This window comes from Kribbella sp. NPDC056345, assembly GCF_042262745.1.
GTDB lineage: Bacteria > Actinomycetota > Actinomycetes > Propionibacteriales > Kribbellaceae > Kribbella.
This window is the reverse complement of the sequence record NZ_JBHJQQ010000009.1, coordinates 14841-31993: the sequence shown is the minus strand read 5'-3', so window position 1 is coordinate 31993 and position 17153 is coordinate 14841. Positions and strand designations below refer to the sequence as shown.

At 68.9% G+C, this 17153-nt stretch carries 19 protein-coding genes; 6 read left to right on the top strand and 13 right to left on the bottom strand.

Annotation, left to right across the window (positions count from 1 at the left end):
* Positions 1-44: 44 nt before the first annotated feature.
* From ACFCV3_RS29175 to ACFCV3_RS29160, 4 genes are read right to left on the bottom strand one after another with little or no spacing between them, the layout of a single operon-like run.
* The gene (locus tag ACFCV3_RS29175) at positions 45-782 is read right to left on the bottom strand and encodes an amino acid ABC transporter ATP-binding protein (protein ID WP_376035205.1); all 738 of its coding nucleotides are present in this window, start codon (positions 780-782) and stop codon (positions 45-47) included.
* Positions 779-1630: an amino acid ABC transporter permease gene (locus tag ACFCV3_RS29170; protein WP_376035203.1), complete on the bottom strand. Its 852-nt coding sequence runs from the start codon at positions 1628-1630 to the stop codon at positions 779-781. Before ACFCV3_RS29170 ends, ACFCV3_RS29175 begins: the two co-directional genes overlap by 4 nt.
* The gene (locus ACFCV3_RS29165; RefSeq protein ID WP_376035201.1) at positions 1627-2481 is read right to left on the bottom strand and encodes an ABC transporter substrate-binding protein; all 855 of its coding nucleotides are present in this window, start codon (positions 2479-2481) and stop codon (positions 1627-1629) included. The genes ACFCV3_RS29170 and ACFCV3_RS29165 overlap by 4 nt, the downstream gene beginning before the upstream one ends.
* Positions 2482-2498: 17 nt before the next feature.
* The gene (locus tag ACFCV3_RS29160; protein ID WP_376035199.1) at positions 2499-3287 is read right to left on the bottom strand and encodes a helix-turn-helix domain-containing protein; all 789 of its coding nucleotides are present in this window, start codon (positions 3285-3287) and stop codon (positions 2499-2501) included.
* Between the two features lie 49 nt (positions 3288-3336).
* Between ACFCV3_RS29160 and ACFCV3_RS29155 the strand changes: the two genes are divergently transcribed.
* A complete protein-coding gene (locus ACFCV3_RS29155; RefSeq protein WP_376035197.1) occupies positions 3337-4119 on the top strand; it encodes a phytanoyl-CoA dioxygenase family protein in 783 nt (260 codons plus the stop codon).
* Here the strand turns inward: ACFCV3_RS29155 and ACFCV3_RS29150 are convergent.
* Positions 4107-5153 (bottom strand): hypothetical protein, encoded by a 1047-nt coding sequence (locus tag ACFCV3_RS29150; RefSeq protein ID WP_376035195.1) that lies wholly within the window; start codon positions 5151-5153, stop codon positions 4107-4109. The genes ACFCV3_RS29155 and ACFCV3_RS29150 overlap by 13 nt on opposite strands.
* A 48-nt stretch (positions 5154-5201) precedes the next feature.
* A complete protein-coding gene (locus ACFCV3_RS29145; RefSeq protein ID WP_376035193.1) occupies positions 5202-7994 on the bottom strand; it encodes a helix-turn-helix transcriptional regulator in 2793 nt (930 codons plus the stop codon).
* Positions 7995-8065: 71 nt separating this feature from the next.
* On the opposite strand from ACFCV3_RS29145, the gene ACFCV3_RS29140 reads away from it, so the two are divergent.
* Complete coding sequence (locus ACFCV3_RS29140; RefSeq protein ID WP_376035191.1) at positions 8066-8608, top strand: dihydrofolate reductase family protein; 543 nt, start codon at positions 8066-8068, stop codon at positions 8606-8608.
* Here ACFCV3_RS29140 and ACFCV3_RS29135 read toward each other — a convergent pair.
* The 5 genes from ACFCV3_RS29135 to ACFCV3_RS29115 form a co-directional block, all read right to left on the bottom strand.
* Positions 8605-9483 (bottom strand): hypothetical protein, encoded by an 879-nt coding sequence (locus ACFCV3_RS29135; protein ID WP_376035189.1) that lies wholly within the window; start codon positions 9481-9483, stop codon positions 8605-8607. The two genes, ACFCV3_RS29140 and ACFCV3_RS29135, sit on opposite strands and share 4 nt — an antisense overlap.
* A gap of 119 nt (positions 9484-9602) precedes the next feature.
* Positions 9603-9746 carry a hypothetical protein gene (locus tag ACFCV3_RS29130; protein ID WP_376035187.1) on the bottom strand — a complete coding sequence of 48 codons (144 nt, stop codon included), beginning with the start codon at positions 9744-9746 and terminating at the stop codon, positions 9603-9605.
* Between the two features lie 70 nt (positions 9747-9816).
* Positions 9817-11592: a 3-hydroxyacyl-CoA dehydrogenase family protein gene (locus ACFCV3_RS29125; RefSeq protein WP_376035185.1), complete on the bottom strand. Its 1776-nt coding sequence runs from the start codon at positions 11590-11592 to the stop codon at positions 9817-9819.
* Between the two features lie 62 nt (positions 11593-11654).
* Entirely contained in the window at positions 11655-12101 is a 447-nt protein-coding gene (locus ACFCV3_RS29120) for an NUDIX domain-containing protein (protein ID WP_376035183.1), read from the bottom strand.
* Positions 12098-13006 carry a class I SAM-dependent methyltransferase gene (locus ACFCV3_RS29115; RefSeq protein ID WP_376035181.1) on the bottom strand — a complete coding sequence of 303 codons (909 nt, stop codon included), beginning with the start codon at positions 13004-13006 and terminating at the stop codon, positions 12098-12100. The genes ACFCV3_RS29120 and ACFCV3_RS29115 overlap by 4 nt, the downstream gene beginning before the upstream one ends.
* A gap of 42 nt (positions 13007-13048) precedes the next feature.
* On the opposite strand from ACFCV3_RS29115, the gene nucS reads away from it, so the two are divergent.
* The 4 genes from nucS to glmS all read left to right on the top strand — a co-directional run bounded on the left by nucS (position 13049) and on the right by glmS (position 16225).
* A complete protein-coding gene (nucS, locus tag ACFCV3_RS29110; protein WP_376035179.1) occupies positions 13049-13708 on the top strand; it encodes an endonuclease NucS in 660 nt (219 codons plus the stop codon).
* Between the two features lie 13 nt (positions 13709-13721).
* Entirely contained in the window at positions 13722-14009 is a 288-nt protein-coding gene (locus ACFCV3_RS29105; protein ID WP_376035177.1) for a hypothetical protein, read from the top strand.
* Between the two features lie 77 nt (positions 14010-14086).
* On the top strand, positions 14087-14368 hold the full coding sequence (locus ACFCV3_RS29100) for a hypothetical protein (RefSeq protein WP_238175947.1): 282 nt from the start codon (positions 14087-14089) through the stop codon (positions 14366-14368).
* Between the two features lie 36 nt (positions 14369-14404).
* On the top strand, positions 14405-16225 hold the full coding sequence (gene glmS, locus ACFCV3_RS29095; protein WP_376035175.1) for a glutamine--fructose-6-phosphate transaminase (isomerizing): 1821 nt from the start codon (positions 14405-14407) through the stop codon (positions 16223-16225).
* 4 nt (positions 16226-16229) lie between these two features.
* Here glmS and ACFCV3_RS29090 read toward each other — a convergent pair whose 3' ends face one another.
* Positions 16230-16517, bottom strand: a complete 288-nt coding sequence (locus ACFCV3_RS29090; RefSeq protein WP_376035173.1) for a transcriptional regulator — start codon at positions 16515-16517, stop codon at positions 16230-16232.
* Complete coding sequence (locus ACFCV3_RS29085; RefSeq protein ID WP_376035171.1) at positions 16517-17080, bottom strand: hypothetical protein; 564 nt, start codon at positions 17078-17080, stop codon at positions 16517-16519. Before ACFCV3_RS29085 ends, ACFCV3_RS29090 begins: the two co-directional genes overlap by 1 nt.
* Between the last annotated feature and the right edge of the window lie 73 nt (positions 17081-17153).

The window sequence follows — 17153 nt, the reverse complement described above, 5'->3', positions numbered from 1 at the left end:
CGGCGCCGCCTCGGATGCGTCGGCCCGGCCGCCATCCGCAACTGCTACCGCGAGGTGCGAATCCGGCTCAGGAACTCGCGCGTGCGCGACTCCCTCGGGTCGTCGAGCACCTGAGCCGGCGGACCGATCTCAAGAGGGCGGCCTTGGTGCAGGAAGCAGACTCGGTCGGCGACATCTCGTGCGAACCCCATCTCGTGCGTGCAGACGAGCATGGTCATGCCGTCGCGCTTGAGGTCGCGGAGGAGGTCCAGGACCTCGCCGACGAGCTCGGGGTCCAGGGCTGAGGTGACTTCGTCCAGCAGGAGGAGCTGGGGTGAGTTGACCATCGCGCGGGCGATGGCAGCCCGTTGCTGCTGACCACCGGACAGCTCATCCGGCTTGGCGCCGGCCTTGTCGGCAAGTCCCACTCGCTCCAGCATCTCGAGGCCGCGAGCCCGCGCCACGTCCTTGGCGACTCCATGGACGCGGATCGGGGCGAGGGTGATGTTGTCGAGCACGGTCAGGTGCGGGAACAGGTTGTAGGACTGGAAGACGAACCCGATCCCCGAGCGCACCTTGTCCGCGTTCACCCGCGGGTCTGTGATGTCAGCACCCGCCAGCTCGATCACCCCGTCGTCGACGACCTCGAGCAGGTTGACGCATCGCAGCAGCGTCGACTTCCCGGATCCCGATGCGCCGATCAGGACGACGCACTCGCCCTCGTCCACCTCCAGATCGAACGAGTCGAGTACCAGGTTGGCGCCGTACGATTTGCGCACTCCGCGCAGAGTCAACAGGGTCATACCGGTCCACCTCCCCCGCCGTACCAGCCTTGCCGGCGGGCGACGTAGTCGGTCAGCCGGGTGAGCGGGATGGTCAGGGCGACGAACAGAAGCCCGGCGACGACGTACGGGGTGAAGTTGAAGTCGATGGCGGTCTCCAGCTGGGCGGCGCGGATCGCGTCGATCACGCCGAGGACTGCGATCAGGCCGGAGTCCTTCTGCAGGCTGACGAAGTCGTTCAGCAGGGGTGGAAGGACTCGGCGGACGGCTTGTGGGAGTACGACGAAGCGCAGCGTCTGCCGGTAGGTGAGCCCGAGCGAGCGCGCGGCGGCGCGCTGGGACGGGTGGACCGATTCGATTCCGGCGCGGAACACCTCGGCGACGTACGAGGAGTAGGTGAGGACGAGGGCGGCGCCGCCCCAGATCACTGCGTCGTTCGGGAGACCGCGGAGTTGCAAGGCCGGTACGCCGAAGCCGAGCAGGAAGATCACCAGGAGCAACGGCAGCCCGCGGAAGACGTCCGTGTACGCCGCAGCGAAGACCCGGAGCGGGAAGAAGATCGGCCCCCGCAAGGTCCGCAGGATCGCCAGCGTCAGCCCGATGACGACGATCAGGACCGCGCAGATCAGCATCACCCGGATGTTCAGCCACAGGCCCTGGGCGACCGTCGGCAGCGCCTCCCAGGCCCGGTCGGCGTTGAAGAACGTCTCCCGGACCCGCGGCCAGCCCGGGGTCGAACCGATGCCTGCGGCAACCAGTACCAGGAGGACGATCGAGCTGCCCGCCGCGATCAGCGTGGACCGTCGCGCCTGGCGCCGGCGGAAGGCGATCCGCTCCTGCTGCAGAGTGGACGGCTGCCAACTACTCACGAGAGTTCGGGAGCGCCTTCCTCGGTCAGGTACTGCTTCTGCAGCTTGGCCAGCGTGCCGTCGGCCTTGAGCGCGTCGACGGCCTGGGAGACGCAACCGGTCAGCTTCGAGCCCTTCTCCAGCACGAAGCCGAACTGCTCGGCGGCCCCGGACGCCGGCAGCTGGCCGACGATCTTGCCGTCGTCGAGCTGTGCCGCCGTCATGTAGAACGCGGTCGGCAGGTCGACCACGATGCCGTCGAGCTGCTTGTTCTTCAGCGCCTGCACGGCCAGGTCGTTGGTGTCGAACGGGGCCACCTGCTGCTTCGGCTTGATCTGGTCCTTGGCGATCGTGTAGCTGGTGGTCCCGACCTGGGCGCCGAGTTTGGCATCAGCGAGCTCGGCGACCGTCTTGGCGTTCGCGATCTTGCTGCCCGCGGTGGTGATCACGGTCTGCCGCACGTCGTAGTACCCCGAGGAGAAGTCGACCGCCTGGCGGCGCGCGTCCGAGATCGACACCTGGTTCACGTCGAAGTCGAACTTCTTCGGCCCCGGCGCGAACGCGGCGTTGAACTGCACGGTCTGCCACTTCACCTCGGCCTTGGCGAACCCGAGCTTCTCGGCCACCGCATAGGTGACCGCCGACTCGTACCCCTGCCCGTTACTCGGGTCGTCCTTGCTGAACCACGGCTCGTACGCCGGTTTGTCGGTCCCGACTGCCAGCGTCCCGGCCGTCTTCAGCGCCAGCTTGTCCTTGCCACAGGCATCGGCCCCGGTCGGAGCCGGCGTACCGGTCGTGTCGTTCTCCGGAGCACAGGCAGCCAGCCCCAGCATCAGCACCGCCGCCGCCACAGTCACTGCACGCGAAGTCATGCGCAGAAGCGTACGCGTCAACGACGCCGGTACGCCGTTGGGCTGGTCCCCGTGGACAGCCGGAATCGGGTGGAGAAGTAGAGCGGATCGGGGTAACCGACCTCGGCGGCGATCGACGCGATCGGTCTGGTCGTGAGTTCGAGCAGGCGGCATGCGGCCTCGATCCGGCGCCGCTCCACGAACTGCTGCGGGCTGACCCCCAGCTGCTCGCGGAAGACGTGCGCGAACCGGGAGACCGACAGGTTCGCGACACGGGCCAGGGCGGGGAGGTCGAGCGGGGCCTTCAGGTCCTGGTCGATGAGCTCGATGACGCGCAGCAGGCGGTCGTCGATGCGAGCTGCCTTGGGGTTCTGGGTGTCGCACCACAGGAGGGCCGCTTCGAGGGAGTTCACGCTGAGTTGTTCGGCCTGTGGCAGCGGGAAGAGCTGGTACCTGGCCGCGTCACGGAGATAGTCGGCGATCTTCTCGACGGCGGTGAGCTGAAGGCGCAGGATGCCGGGGGCAACCTCCGGCCAGTCGAGCAGCGGCAGCCACTCCGGCTTGGGGTGCAGGTGGGAGTACATGAAGTGCCACCGCTCCCCCACGGTCCCGTAGTCGTGCAGCGTGCCGGGGCGCACCAGGATGACGGTGCCGCGCTCGGTGGCGATCCCGCTGAAATGTCCGGCGCCGTGCAGGGTCAGGACGAGCAGCCAGTCGGTGGTTCCGCGGCGACGGAAGGTCCTGTACTCCGGTCCTTCGTCGAACTCGCCGGCCACCAGGCGGCGTACCTCGGGGGTCGGCGACTCAGCAGGATCTCGAAGGTTCACAGCTCGATAGACTATCGTGTTCACCGGCTCCGCGACGGATCCTTGAGTCATGACAGTCGCCGAGATCTACGCCGCCGAAGGGATCGTTCAGGTCCCCCAACTTCTGGATCCTCTCGAGGTTGAGCGGGTCCGGACTGCCTTTATGCAACAGGTCGAGACCGATCGGTCGATGGGCTTCGACGACGGACTTCCCGACGACGATCCGCTGACCAGGTATCCGCGGTTCGTGCATCCACACCGGCGGACCGATGTCGAGGCCGGCCGGATCGCCCGCGAGCTGATGCTGGACAGCCGGATCCTCGATGTCGTGACCGCGCTGATCGGGCCACCGCTGGGGGCGCAGTCGATGTTCTACTTCAAACCGCCCGGGGGCCGTGGGCAGGCACTGCACCAGGACAACATGTTCCTGCGGGCCGATCCCGAGACCTGCCTGGCGGCCTGGATCGCGATCGACGACGTGGACGCGGAGAACGGCGGTCTCGCGGTCGTGCCGGGGTCACACAGGACCGAGCTGGTCTGCCCGGAGCCCGCCGACCTGACCGAGTCGTTCACGAACGCCGAGGTGCCGATCCCGGACGGGCTGCAGAAGATCCAGACCAGGATGAACGCCGGTGACGTGCTGTTCTTCCACGGCAGTGTCGTGCACGGCTCCCGCCCCAACAGCAGTACCGACCGCTTCCGGCGCTCGCTGATCTTCCACTACGTGCCCGAGGCCAGCACCGAGATCGCTTCCTTCTACAACCCGCTCCTCCGCCCCGACCACCGGCCGACCACCCTGCCCGAGGCGATCGGCGGTGGGCCGTGCGGCAACTACGGCGATCAGGAGCCGTAGATCGACACTGCGGCGAAACAACCGAGCCAGGTCAGCCCGAGCAGGCCGGCGGAGAAACCGAGCAGCCGAAGCATCATGCGGCCATACGACCGGTCCTCACGGACGTTGCGAAAGGACAGGCCTGGTCTGGGCTGGTTGACACCCGCGTACTGACCCCAGTCCTCAGTGACGTGCCGCGGGATCGTCAGCCCGTCCAGGGCTCGCATCCCTCGGGTCAACGAGTCCGTCAGCGGGCCGTCGTCGTACAGAGCCAGGACCGTGCCGTCGATGGCGAGGCCGATCGGCCTGGCGTCGAGAAGCGTCTGCATGTTGCGCGGATGCAGGGTGCTGGTCAGGTAGCGCGGGTCCTCGCCGATCACATCGAAGCTCCGGTTGAACTCACCGCTCTCCAGCATCACGTCGGAGCGAGTCAACGAACCCGGCCGGACCTCCAGGGGCGGCAGCCGGACGTCGAGCAGCCGGACGAACGCGCTCAACCGGTAGCGCTGGGCCACCAGCCAGTGCCACTTCACCCAGCGGACCTCGAAGGCGACACCCGTCGGAGTCTGTACGGCGTCCTTGGCGCTCCACGCCACGCCGACCGGCAGCGGCAGCACCGGCAGCCGGAGCTTCTTGGCCCGGACCACCTGCCAGCCGTTGCGCCAGGCAAGCTCCTTGAGCTCCCGCGACGCCGCCTTCGGCCAGGTGTAGACGAAGAACACCGCAACCCCGAACAGCACCACCAGCATCGGTACCACGGCGAGCGTCGGGATCGTGCCCGAGTCGTACACGACCCAGAGCAGCCGGAGGATCGCCACCAGCACCGCTGCCAGCGCGATCCAGCGCCCGACCGGCGCGGCGCCGAGGCCGATCGAGACCAGCACCCAGGCCACGGGCAGGACGCAGATCCCGACCATCACCATCATGTTCCGCCACTCCGGCCAGTCGGCGCCGACGAAGGCATCCATACCGAACAGCCCGAGGAACGTGACGATCAGGAGCAGGTGCGAGCCCACACCGGCCCAGTCTCCCGGCTCGAAGATCTTCTTCCACACCTGCGGGAGTCTGCCAGCTCACCGGTGTCAGGTCCGGGTACCAGACGGCTACGGCGATGCGGGGCCTGGAGGGACCAGGTTGTGTTCGTAGGCGACGGCGGTGGCGGCAGCACGGGAGGTGACGGACAGCTTGACGAAGATGCGCCGGACGTGGGCGCTGACGGTGTTGACGGACAGATAGAGATCCGCCGCGATCTGCCGGTTGGAGGCGCCCTGGGCGAGACCGCGGAGGACCTCGATCTCGCGGTCGGTCAGGCCGAACGGCGTACCGGCCCGGACGCTCGGGCGACGGAGGCCGGCGCGTGTTCGGAGCTCGGCGATCCGCTGCGTGAGCGGCACCGCGCCGAGCTGCTCAGCGAGCTGTTCGGCTTCGCTGAGCCGACGGGACGCACCTGCCTTGTTGCTCGATGTGAGAGCCGATCTGACCGCACCCAACAGGCTCCAGGCCTGTTCGTGCGGGTTGCCGATCGTGGCCCAGCCGGACGCGGCCGCGTCCCAGTCTCCAAGCCGGTTGGTCCGCTCGGCTACCACCGTCAGTCGGCTTCCGGAGTGCAACGAGGTGGGGGCGGGGACCCGGTCGAGCAGTTGGATCAGGGCGTTGCGTCGTCCGTCGGTCGCCGCCCGGTCCCGCGGTGCGTTCAGGCGGCGTGCCGTTTGGACCCGCAGCGCGGTCACCACGACTCGGTCGAGTGCCTGGGCCAGGGCGTGCAGCTCGGCGGAGTGGGCGAGCACCCGATCGACGAGGAGGTTTGCGGCTTCGAGGTCGCCCTCGGCCAGGGCCAGCTCCATGGCCACGCGGTGTACGTCGTACAAGCCCTGCTCGGCGTGCGGACTGCTCTGGGCGACATCGGCGATCTCATCGACCAGCGCCCGGGCCAACGGCAGCTCGCCACGGGCTACCGCGACCACGGCGCGTTTCAGCGCCAGCGTCGCGTTGTAGAACGACGGCGCCCGGTCGGCGAGCGCATCGTCGAGCACCTCGACCGCCTCGTCCCAGCGGCCGAGCTCGGTCAGGGCCTCAGCCTCGACCGCACTCAGCATCGGCCCTTTGGACCGGCGCAATCCGTTGAGCTCTGCCGCCGATGCCCCGGCCCTGGCGATCAGCAAACCTTCTTCCAGCGCACCTGTCGCAGTCAGGACGGTCGCCCAGATCTGATGCGCCGACACCAGTGCCACCGCCTCACCCGCTCGGTCGGCCGCGGCGACGGCACGTTCGCAATGTTCGGTGGCCGCCTTCAGATCACCAGCCATCGCGCGCGGCCAGGCCAACGACAGGTGTGCCCAGGCTGCCGATCCGTGGTCGCCGATCACATCGGCCAACTGCAACGACTCCGCAGCGAGAGCATCGATGTCCGCGAGTCGGTGCTCCGGCAGCGCGATCACCGCGCCGAAGGCCAGCACCCGGCAACGGATCGCGTCGTCCACGCCCGGCGGCACCAATCTCAGCGCCGCCTCGATCGCCTGCCGGCCACCCAGGTCGGCGCGATTCTCGAGCCGTGCCAGCAGACCCAACACGTCCGCGCGCACTACCGGGGCCAGGTCGCGATCGTCCAGCAAGGACCTGGCCAGCTCGAGACCAGCCTCGTCGTCTCCGGCCTGCAGCGCGGCACGCACCGCACGGACGACGACTGCTGTCCGGTCTTCGCCGATCAGCCGGTTCGCGGCCGGCACCGCGTCCCACCACCGCAGCACCGCCTGCAGATGTGCCAGTTCCGCGTCGTACGCCGTCCGGGCCCGGGCCGTCGCCGACGCCCGCCAAGCGGCCGGCAGCGCCTCGTGCGGATCACCGGCTTCCGCCCAGTGCACGGCGATCTCGAGCGAGCGGTCACCCGCAGCCCAGCTGGGCATGACGGTCAGTGCCGTCGCGAATCTCCGATGCAGGCGGCGTCGTTCCAGCGGCGGCAGGTCGCTCAGGACGGCCTCGCGGAGCAGATCGTGGCGCACGGCGTGCCGAGCGCCCTCGACGACCAGGTGCCCGCGATCGGTGAGGACGCGAAGCGCCACGGCCAGGTCCGGCGCGGACAGCTCGGCGGCCGCCGCGAGGACGTCGTCCTCCATCGGCGCCCCGGCCACCGCCGCCACGTCCAGGACGTGTCGCGCTTGTACAGGGAGCTGAGCCACCCGGTCGAGGAGCAGCGTGCGCAGATCGCCTGCATCGGGGTCGGCAGCGGTCCCGAGCGCGGCCACGAAGAAGGGATTGCCACCGGCCCGGCGATGAATCTCGGCGACCCGGGCCGGGTGCATCGGCAAGCGCGCGAGCTCCGTCAACTGCTGGCCGGCCTCGGCTCTGGTCAATGGGCCGAGCGCGATCGTCGACACATCGGCCCGGCGCCCGAGCTCGCCGGCCAACTGCCGAACCGGGTGCCCGGCCGCCAGCTCACCGGTCCGCAGGGTGCCGATCAGGAGCAAGGCGACGCCGCGCAGAGCACGTGCCAGCTGGACGAACAGATCTCGGGTGGTCTCGTCGGACCAGTGCAGGTCCTCGACCACGACCACCGCGGGGCGCGAGCCGATCACCGCCCGCAGCTCGTCCAGGAAACGCCGTACGACAGTTGCCCTGCTCTCCCCGTCGGTCACCGGGCGCGGGACGTTCCTCGGCGTGAGCGCTCGCAGGTCGAGGAACGGCTGGTACGGCAGGCCGCCGCCGAGCTCCAGGCAGTCACCGATCAGGACCAGCGGATCGCCGGGCAGGTCCGCGACGACCGTCTCAACCAGCGTGGTCTTGCCGATCCCCGCCTCACCGGTGATCAGCACGGTCACGGTCCGCCCTTCAGCCGCGCGGGCATACGCGGCGCAGACGGCGTCCCGCTCGGACTGACGGCCGACGAGCAACGGACTCACCGCCCTTCCCGGACACCGGATTCACGTATTCGTGGGACGGGCCGACGGTACTCGTCGGAGAGTCTTGGGTCATGCGAAAAATCATTGAGTCAACCTTCGTGACACTGGATGGCGTCGTGTCCACGCCGGAGCGCTGGAGCGCGCCGTACTGGGACGACGAGCACAGCGCGTACGCCGCGGCACTCCTGCGTGATGCCGATGCGCTGCTGCTCGGGCGGGCGACGTACGAGCAGTTCGCCGGTTCGTGGCCGAAGCGTTCCGGCGACTGGTACACCGACACCATGAACGCGTTACCGAAGCACGTCGCTTCGCAGACGCTGACCGAGACGGCCTGGAACGCCGAGGTCCTGCCGGGTGACGCGATCACCGCGGTCAAGGCGCTGAAGGAACAGGACGGTGGGCACCTGCTCAAGTTCGGCACCGGCTCGTTCTCCCGGAGCCTGCTCGAGAACGGCCTGGTCGACGAGTACCACTTCTGGATCTTCCCGGTCGTCGCCGGCCAGGGAACCCGGTTGCTCGACGGCCTCGCCCAGACCCAGCTGGTGCTGGTCGAAGCGACCACCTTCAGCTCCGGAATCGTCGTGCACAAGGCCGTCCCGCACCAGCATTCCTAGTCTGCGACGACGGTGATCAGGGTGTGCATGCCCTGGGCGGCCTGCATCCGGCCGTTGCCCAGGTCAACCATCCAGGTCGTCAACACGTAGCTGCCCGGCGCGAGATTCGGCGTCAGGACCTGCGTGCGGCCGGCGGACAGCACCGGCGCACCTTGGGGCAGACCGATGAGAGGCGAGTCCGACGGCCACCCGCCTGCCTCGATCGTCTCAAAGGTGCGCTGTACGTCGGCGCGCGTGGTGCCCGGTCTGACCGGCACGAAGATCGCTTCGGCCAGCTGCTTCGTCCGGTTGGTGATCAGTACCGTCTGACCCGACCTGAGGACGGCCGGCCCGGCGTACCGAGGTCCGTCCGTGGTGTCGACCATCGCCAGCGCGGCGCAGGCAGTGCTGGGAGCTGTGCCGCTTGGGCGCCCACGGACGGTCAGCTTGTGGACGTTGATCGGGTTGCTTCGATCCACGCGGAGGTAGTCGACCAGCAAGTACGTTCCGGGGGTGAGTGGCCGCTGAAAGGTCACGGCTCGGCCTGGTGCAGCCACGGCTCCACCGAGCAACAACGCCGATGCCTCGACCTGGCGACCGGCCACTGCCGCCGCCGTACCGTGTTCGGTGAGGGCCGTTCGCAGGCCGACCAGGAACTCGTCGAGCGTGCGGCCGGGTTTCAGCTGGAACAGGCCGAGCCGGATTCCGTCGTCGTTGGACGTAGTGACGTTGAACGTCGTCCAGCCGGGTCTCGTCTCGGTGGGCGCGCTGAATCCGTCGGCGGTCCCGACGATGCGCACGCCATCAGAGCCGACGGGTTTGGCAGCAGCGGCCGGGGTCACGCCACCGACGACAGCCAGCAGAACAGCGGCGGCGAGTGGAACTCTGAACCTCATGGGTCTTCTCCGAGGTGGTGGGGACTGACCCCGCCAGGCTGTCGTGCCGACCACCTCGGAGACATCGGGGCCGAACCCTCGCGAACCCCGAGCCGACCCGCTGCTCGCCCTGACCGGGGTCAGGTCGTGGTGCGTTGCGGGCGGGGGTCGGGGCGTGGTTCGGCGGTCGGCAGGTGGCGGTAGGCGCCACCACTGGTCCAGTTCGCGCCGGGCGTGGTGGGCCGGCGGTCGGTGAGCCAGGGTTTGTTCTTCGGTGCCGGCATCGTTGTCCCCCAAGTCGTTCGGCAACTGCTACGACTTGGAGGGTCCGGACCGGCCGATCAGGTTGCCGGATTATGCGTAGTCGCGGAAACCGCGCGCGGTCTTGCGGCCGAGGTAGCCGGCGGTGACCAGGTGTTCCAGGAGCGGGGCCGGGGCGAAGCCGGGTTCGCGGAACTCCAGGTAGAGGGTGCGCTGGATGGCGAGCGAGACGTCGAGGCCGACCACGTCGAGCAGTTCGAACGGTCCCATCGGGAGGCGGCAGCCGAGCTTCATCGCGGCGTCGATCTCGTCGACCCCGGCGTAGTGCGCCTCGAGCATCCGGACCGCGTCGTTCAGGTACGGGAACAGCAGCGCGTTCACGATGAAGCCGGCCCGGTCGCCACAGCGGACCGGGTGCTTGCCGGCGGCAACGGCCAGGGCGGCGACGGTGTCGGCGACGTCCGGGGCGGTGCTGACCGTGCTGACGACCTCGACCAGCTTCATCACCGGCGCCGGGTTGAAGAAGTGCAGCCCGACCACGGCGGCCGGTCGCTTGGTCGCCATCGCCAGGTCGATCACCGGCAGGGACGACGTCGTGGTGGCCAGGATCGCGGACGGCTTGCAGATCTCGTCGAAGGTCTCGAACAGGGCCTGCTTGACGCTCAGCTCCTCGACCACGGCCTCGATCACCAGATCGGCGTTCGCCACGTCGTCGAGTCGCGCGGTTCCGGTGATCCGGCGCAGGGCGGCGTCCCGCTCGTCGGAGGAGAGCTTGCCGCGCTGGACGCCCTTCTCCAGCGAGCGCTCCAGGCCCGCCCGGACCTTGTCCACCTTCTCGGTACCGCGGGCGACGTACAGGACGTCGTAGCCGGCCTTGGCGCAGACCTCGATGATGCCGACCGCCATCGTGCCGGAGCCGACCACACCGACCTGCTGGATCGGGCGGATCACGGTGTCGGCGCCGTTCGGCTTCGGCGTCTGCTCGTCGTCGACGACGACCGGCGAGTCCGGGGACTCGTAGGTGTAGAAGCCGCGGCCGGTCTTGCGGCCGAGCAGGCCGGCGGTGACCATCTGCTTGAGGATCGGGGCCGGTGCGTGCAGCCGGTTGCGGCCCTGCTTGTACATCGTGTCGAGAATCTCGTACGCCGTGTCCAGACCGATCAGGTCGAGCAGCGCGAGCGGGCCCATCGGGTAGCCGCAGCCGAGTCGCATCGCGGCGTCGACGTCCTCGCGGGTCGCGTACCGCGACTCGACCATCGAGACGGCGTGGTTCAGGTAGCCGAACAGGAGCGCGTTGGCGATGAAGCCGGCCCGGTCGGCCGCGACCACCGGGACCTTGTCGAGGCGGCGGGCCAGCGCCTGCACGTCCTCGACCACGTCCGGTTCGGTGACGACGGTCTTGATGACCTCGACGAACTCCTGGACCGGCGCCGGGTTGAAGAAGTGCATGCCGACGACGCGGCGCGGGCGCTGGGTGGCGACCGAGATCTCGGTGACCGACAACGAGGAGGTGTTGGTGGCCAGGATCGCGTCGTCGCGGACGACCTTGTCCAGTGCGGAGAAGATCTCCCGCTTCAGCTCGAGCCGCTCGATGACGGCCTCGATCACCAGGTCGCAGTCCGCGAGCGCCTCCAGCGAGGTCGCGAAGGTGACCCGGTCGAACAGCGCCTGCTGGTCCTCGACGGACAGCTTGCCGCGCTTCACCGCCCGGTCGGTCGAGTGCTGGATGTGACCGCGGCCGCGCTCGACCGCCGCGTCGTCACGCTCCACCCCGACCACGGTCAGGCCGTTGCGCGCGAACACCTCCGCGATACCGGCACCCATCGTGCCGAGACCGACCACTCCGACGACCTTCAGTTCCCGAGCCATGCTGGCACTATGCCAGTCCGCGACTGGTCAGCCCATGAGCTGAGTCACCCGCGAGGTCAACCTCACACCTCGTCGAACCCCAGCGGAGCCGCCAGCCAGCCCGTGACCACCGCCTCAGGATCCGGTACGGCGGCCAGCGTGGCACCGATCGGTTTCGGCTTCAGCTCCCCGTAGCGGTGCGGTGGCAGCCACAGCGCGCGGTAACTCCCCCGCTCCGAATCCACCGGACTGTCCATCTCCGGCCCGGCCCCGGTCCCGAACTCGCCGCCGATCGCCTCAGCGAGGAAGTAGTGCTGGGTGGTCTCGCGGAAGTTCACCACCGCGACCGCCCCGTGGATCCGCACATGCAGACCAAGCTCCTCATAAGTCTCCCGGCGCGCAGCCTCAGCCAGCGTCTCGCCGGGGTCCACCTGGCCGCCCGGCAGCACGTAGTAGGTCAGACCGTCGCGGATCCGCTCGATCACCGCGATGCCGTCGGCCCCGAAGAGCACCACCCCGGCCCGAATCATGCGCGGACGGCGAGGGCTTGGAGCCAGCCGGTGGCGCGGTCTGGGAAACGGGGCTTGCCTGGGGGTGGTTCGCTGTGGATCAGGTGGCGGACTGTCCAGCCGGTGGTGGTCAGCAGTTCGCGGAGCGGTTGCTCTTGCCAGAGGACGAAGTGTCGGGGGAGGTCGAGGTGCCGGTTGGACCACTCCTCCCCTGAGCCTTCTTTTGTGCTGAAGGCGAGGACCGGGGCTGCTCGGACCGCCTTGCGCAGGACGGCAGTCAGCTGGGCGCGGTCGAAATGCAGGAAGACCGCGTCGGCGAAGACTGCGTCGTACGGGCCGCCGAAGTCGTCGGTGAGGGCGTTCAGTGGGTCGGCGGTGTGGCCGTCGGCTCGCATCATTTCCAGGAAGGCCTCGGTGGCGTCGGTCCGCCGGACTGTGAATCCGCGGCGTTCGAGCTCGTTCGCGTCCCGGCCGGTGCCGCTGCCCAGCTCCAGCACGCGGGCGCCGGGTGGGACGGCATCCGCGAGCAGGTCGATGAGGTCGTGGTTGGCCTCGGTCGGGATCGACGCGCGGAACCGCTCCGCGGCTTGTTCGTACGTCGCGAGGGTGAGCTCGTTGTCGGTCGGGACGCGGGTCCAGCCGTCGCCGGTGTGCTCGACGACCGCCGGCAACTTCAGGCCGAGGTCGGCCCCGAGCACGACCACGGTCTCGCCGCGGTGCAGGTCCGCGATCGCCTGCAGCTCCGCGTCAGGACGCCGTACCAGGTCTGGCAGGACCGTGAGCTGGACACCGAGCTGCTCGGCCAGCCGCGAACCGGCGGCGGCGTCGAACGTGGCCGCGTAGACCTGCGCTATCCGCTCGCCGACGGCTGTGTCCTGCACGTCACCCGGAAGCAACAGGATCCGCGCGGGACACATCAGGTTCATGCGAACCACCTTTCCATGGACCGTGCTGTAGCGTCACTCCTCGTGCGCTTGGTGATTGCAACGTGTTCTGTGGACTACTCCGGCCGTCTGACCGCCCATCTGCCGATGGCGCCGCGGTTGCTGATGGTGAAGGCGGACGGCTCCGTGCTGATCCACGCCGACGGCGGTTCGTACAAACCGCTCAACTGGATGTCGCCGCCCTGCAAGCTGACCGTGGACGAGGACGTCTGGAGTGTCACGAACAAGGCCGGCGAGGAGCTGCGGATCTCCATCAAGGAGGTGCACAGCGACACGGCGTACGAGCTCGGGACCGACCCCGGTCTGATCAAGGACGGCGTCGAGGCGCACCTGCAGGAGCTGCTGGCCGAGCACGTGCACACGTTCGGCGAGGGTTTCACGCTGGTACGGCGGGAGTATCCGACCGCGATCGGGCCGGTCGACCTGTTGTGTCGCGATGCCGACGGGAAGCATGTCGCGGTCGAGATCAAGCGCCGCGGCGAGATCGACGGGGTCGAGCAGCTGACCCGGTACGTCGAGCTGCTGAACCGCGACCCGCTGCTGGCCCCGGTGCGCGGTATCTTCGCCGCCCAGCTGATCAAACCGCAGGCCCAGTTCCTGGCCACCGACCGCGGTCTCGAGTGCGTGACGGTCGACTACGACGCGCTCCGCGGTATGGAGTCCGACGTACTGCGCCTGTTCTGACCCAGGAGCCGACATGGAACCACCAGCGCCTGCGAACCCGTTCGAGACGATCCTGAGCTGGGTCATGTGGCTGGCCCTGCCGATCGCGGTCGTGGCCGCCGTGGTGATCGTGCTCCTGGTCCTGCGATCGCAGCGGAAGCGCACCCAGGCGCCCCCGCCGTACCAGCAGCCGTACCAGCAGTTCCCACCCCAGCAGTTCCCACCGCAGAACCAGCCGCCGTACCAGCAGTATGGGCCCCCGAACCAGCCGCCCTACCCGCCCCAGAACCAGCCCCCGAACCAGCCGCCGTACCAGTCCTGAGGCTGATCAGTCAGGGATTTTGCCCGATTTCGGGCAGATCCTTTGTGTTGGACCCGGAAAAGCTGCAGAGTTGTCCGGTGATCAGTGAGGCGGCGGCAGCGCCGGTGGACGAGCTGGCCGAGCAGGTCAGCCGGACGACCGGGCTGTCCGCGGACGACGCGCGACGAGTGGTCGCGGACGTGCTGGCGTACTTCACGGAGACCGCCGAGGAGTACGTGCGGCGCCGGCATCGTGAGTTGCAGACCTACGGCGCGCGCAACGACGAGATCTTCGCGCGTGTGGGTTCCGAGCTCCGGCACTGGCCGGTGCGCTCGCCCGAACTGTCCGCGCGTCAGCTCCGACGGATCGTCTACGGCTGACGGCTGCTACCCAAGACCTACGAAAGGCACCAACACATGTGCGGAATCGTCGGGTACGTCGGCACCAAGCCGGCCACGCCCATCCTGGTGGACGGCCTGGCCCGGCTGGAGTACCGCGGGTACGACTCGGCCGGCGTCGCCGTCCTCGGGACCAGCGAGCTGAAGGTGCACAAGGACGCCGGCCGGGTCCGTGAGCTGGAGGCCTCGCTGCCGAAGCGGTTCGGCGGCAAGCTCGGCATTGGCCACACCCGCTGGGCGACCCACGGCGGCCCGAGCAAGGACAACGCGCACCCGCACGCCAGCGGCAACGAGCGGATCGCGGTCGTCCACAACGGCATCTTCGACAACGCGGGCGCGCTGCGCCGTCAGCTCGAGGACGCCGGCGTCAAGCTGCGCTCCGAGACCGACACCGAGGTTCTCGCGCACCTGATCGAGCAGTCCGACGGCACCACCCTCGAGGAGAAGGTGATGGCCGCGCTGCGCCGGATCGAGGGCACCTACGGCATCGCCGTGATCGACCTGGACTTCCCGGACCGGATCGTGGTCGCCCGTAACGGCAGCCCGCTGATCCTCGGCATCGGTGACGGCGAGATGCACGTCGCCTCCGACGCGGCGGCGCTGATCCGCTACACCCGCCAGGTCGTGTACTTGGACGACGGCGAGATGGCCACCGTCAAGGCCGACGGCTACCGCACCTTCACCCAGGACGCCTCGCCGACCACCAAGACCGCGAAGACGGTCGACTGGGAGGCCGACGAGTACGAACGCGGCCTGCACGAGCACTTCATGATGAAGGAGATCCACGAGCAGCCGGACGCCGTCGGCCGCGCGCTGCGGGGTCGCCTGGATGAGCGCTTCCACACCGTCCACCTGGGCGGCCTGAACATGGACGCCCGCGAGGCCCGCGAGATCAAGCGGGTCAAGATCCTCGGCTGCGGCTCGGCGTACTACGCCGGTCAGATGGGCGCCCAGTTCATCGAGGAGGTCGCGCGGATCCCCGCCGACGCCGAGCCGGCGTCGGAGTTCCGCTACCGCAACCCGGTGGTCGAGCGCGACACGCTGTACATCGCGGTCAGCCAGTCCGGCGAGACGCTGGACACTCTGGTCGCCGTCCAGGAGCTCAAGCGCAAGGGCGGCCGGGTGATCGGCCTGGTGAACGCGGTCGGTTCCAGCATCGCCCGCGCCGTCGACGGCGGTGTCTACCTGCACGCCGGCCCGGAGGTCTCGGTCGCCTCGACCAAGGCACTGACCAACATGGCCGTCGCGTTCGCGATGCTCGGTATCCACCTCGGCCGGATCCGCGACGTCTCCCCCGCCGACGGCCGCCGGCTGCTCGAGGGGCTGAAGAAGCTCCCCGAGCACATCCAGTCGATCGTCGACCAGGAGGAGGAGCTGGCCAAGATCGCCGGCCGGCTCGCCCAGCACGAGAGCCTGTTCTTCGTCGGCCGCACCCGCGGCTACCCGGTCGCCCGCGAGGGCGCGCAGAAGCTCAAGGAGATCTCCTACCGGCACGCCGAGGCGTACCAGACCTCCGAGCTGAAGCACGGCCCGCTCGCGCTGATCTCGCCGGACGTCCCGAGTGTCGCGATCGTCCCGCAGGACGAACTGCTCGACCGCAACATCGGCGCCCTGCACGAGATCGCCGCCCGCTCGGGCCCCCTGTACGTCGTCACCCACCCGGGCGTCGACATCCCGGACGGCGTCTCCGCGAAGATCGTGGTCCCGAAGAACGAGCCGGAGCTGGACCCGATCCTGCTCACGATCCCGCTGCAGATCCTCGCGTACTACGCGGCCGTCGCCCTCGGCCACGACGTCGACAAGCCCCGCAACCTGGCGAAGTCCGTCACCGTCGAGTAGGACCTCACTCGACGTTCGCGACGATGGCCCTCAGTACGGCGACATGCGTGCTGAGGGCCTTCCGGCCGGTGCCGGTGATGGAGATCCAAGTGGTCCGGCGCCCCCGGTGACTGCCTTTGCGGCTGCGCACGTAGCCGACCTCGGCCAGCGCCGCGATGTGTTTGGACAGGACCGAGTCGCTGACGTCGAGATGCTCGCGGAGGGTCGCGAACTCCAACTCGGTGACGGTCACCAGCAGGCTCATCAGTTTGAGGCGGGCCGGTGCCTGCAGGTGCACATCCAGGTCGGCCATCAGCGGCTCCCGACGAGCAGGACCACACCGGCCACCACGAGCGCGCACACTGCGGCAACCCACCACGCCATCTCGCCGCCGCCTCCGTTGAGCTGCGGCTCCGCACGGTACTGCCGCATCCAGCGCATTCCACCGGCAACATAACCAGCACCGCCGGCCGCCGCACAGAGCGCGGTCAACCACCAGTTGCCGGCATACCCCGCCCACACCGCGCCGGCCAGGGCTGCGGCATAGGCGAGCGACGACAGCGCCGCCTTCCCCAGGACGACCTGGCTGACCAGGCTCCACACCAACGCACCGTTGAGACGGCGAAAACGCAGCACCTGAATGCCCGCCACCACAGCGAAGACGGCGAGGCCTGCGAGCAGGAGCAAGGGCACCTGCTCCGAACCGGCAGCCAGACCCCGTGCGAACAGGAAGATCGTCGCGCTGATCGCGAGCCCGATCGTGAGGTAGAAGCCGGAGGGCAGGCGCAATCCGGCCGCCAGTCTGGCCTGTGAGCGGTGCAGGTCGTCCAGCGCCGCGGCCGCAGCCACAGGGTCGGGTCTCTCGTTACTTTCCATATTGGAAAGTATGGGGTCGAACTTTCCGGATTGGCAAGTATGATCAGTCGTCATACAAGGCGGCTACTTGTAT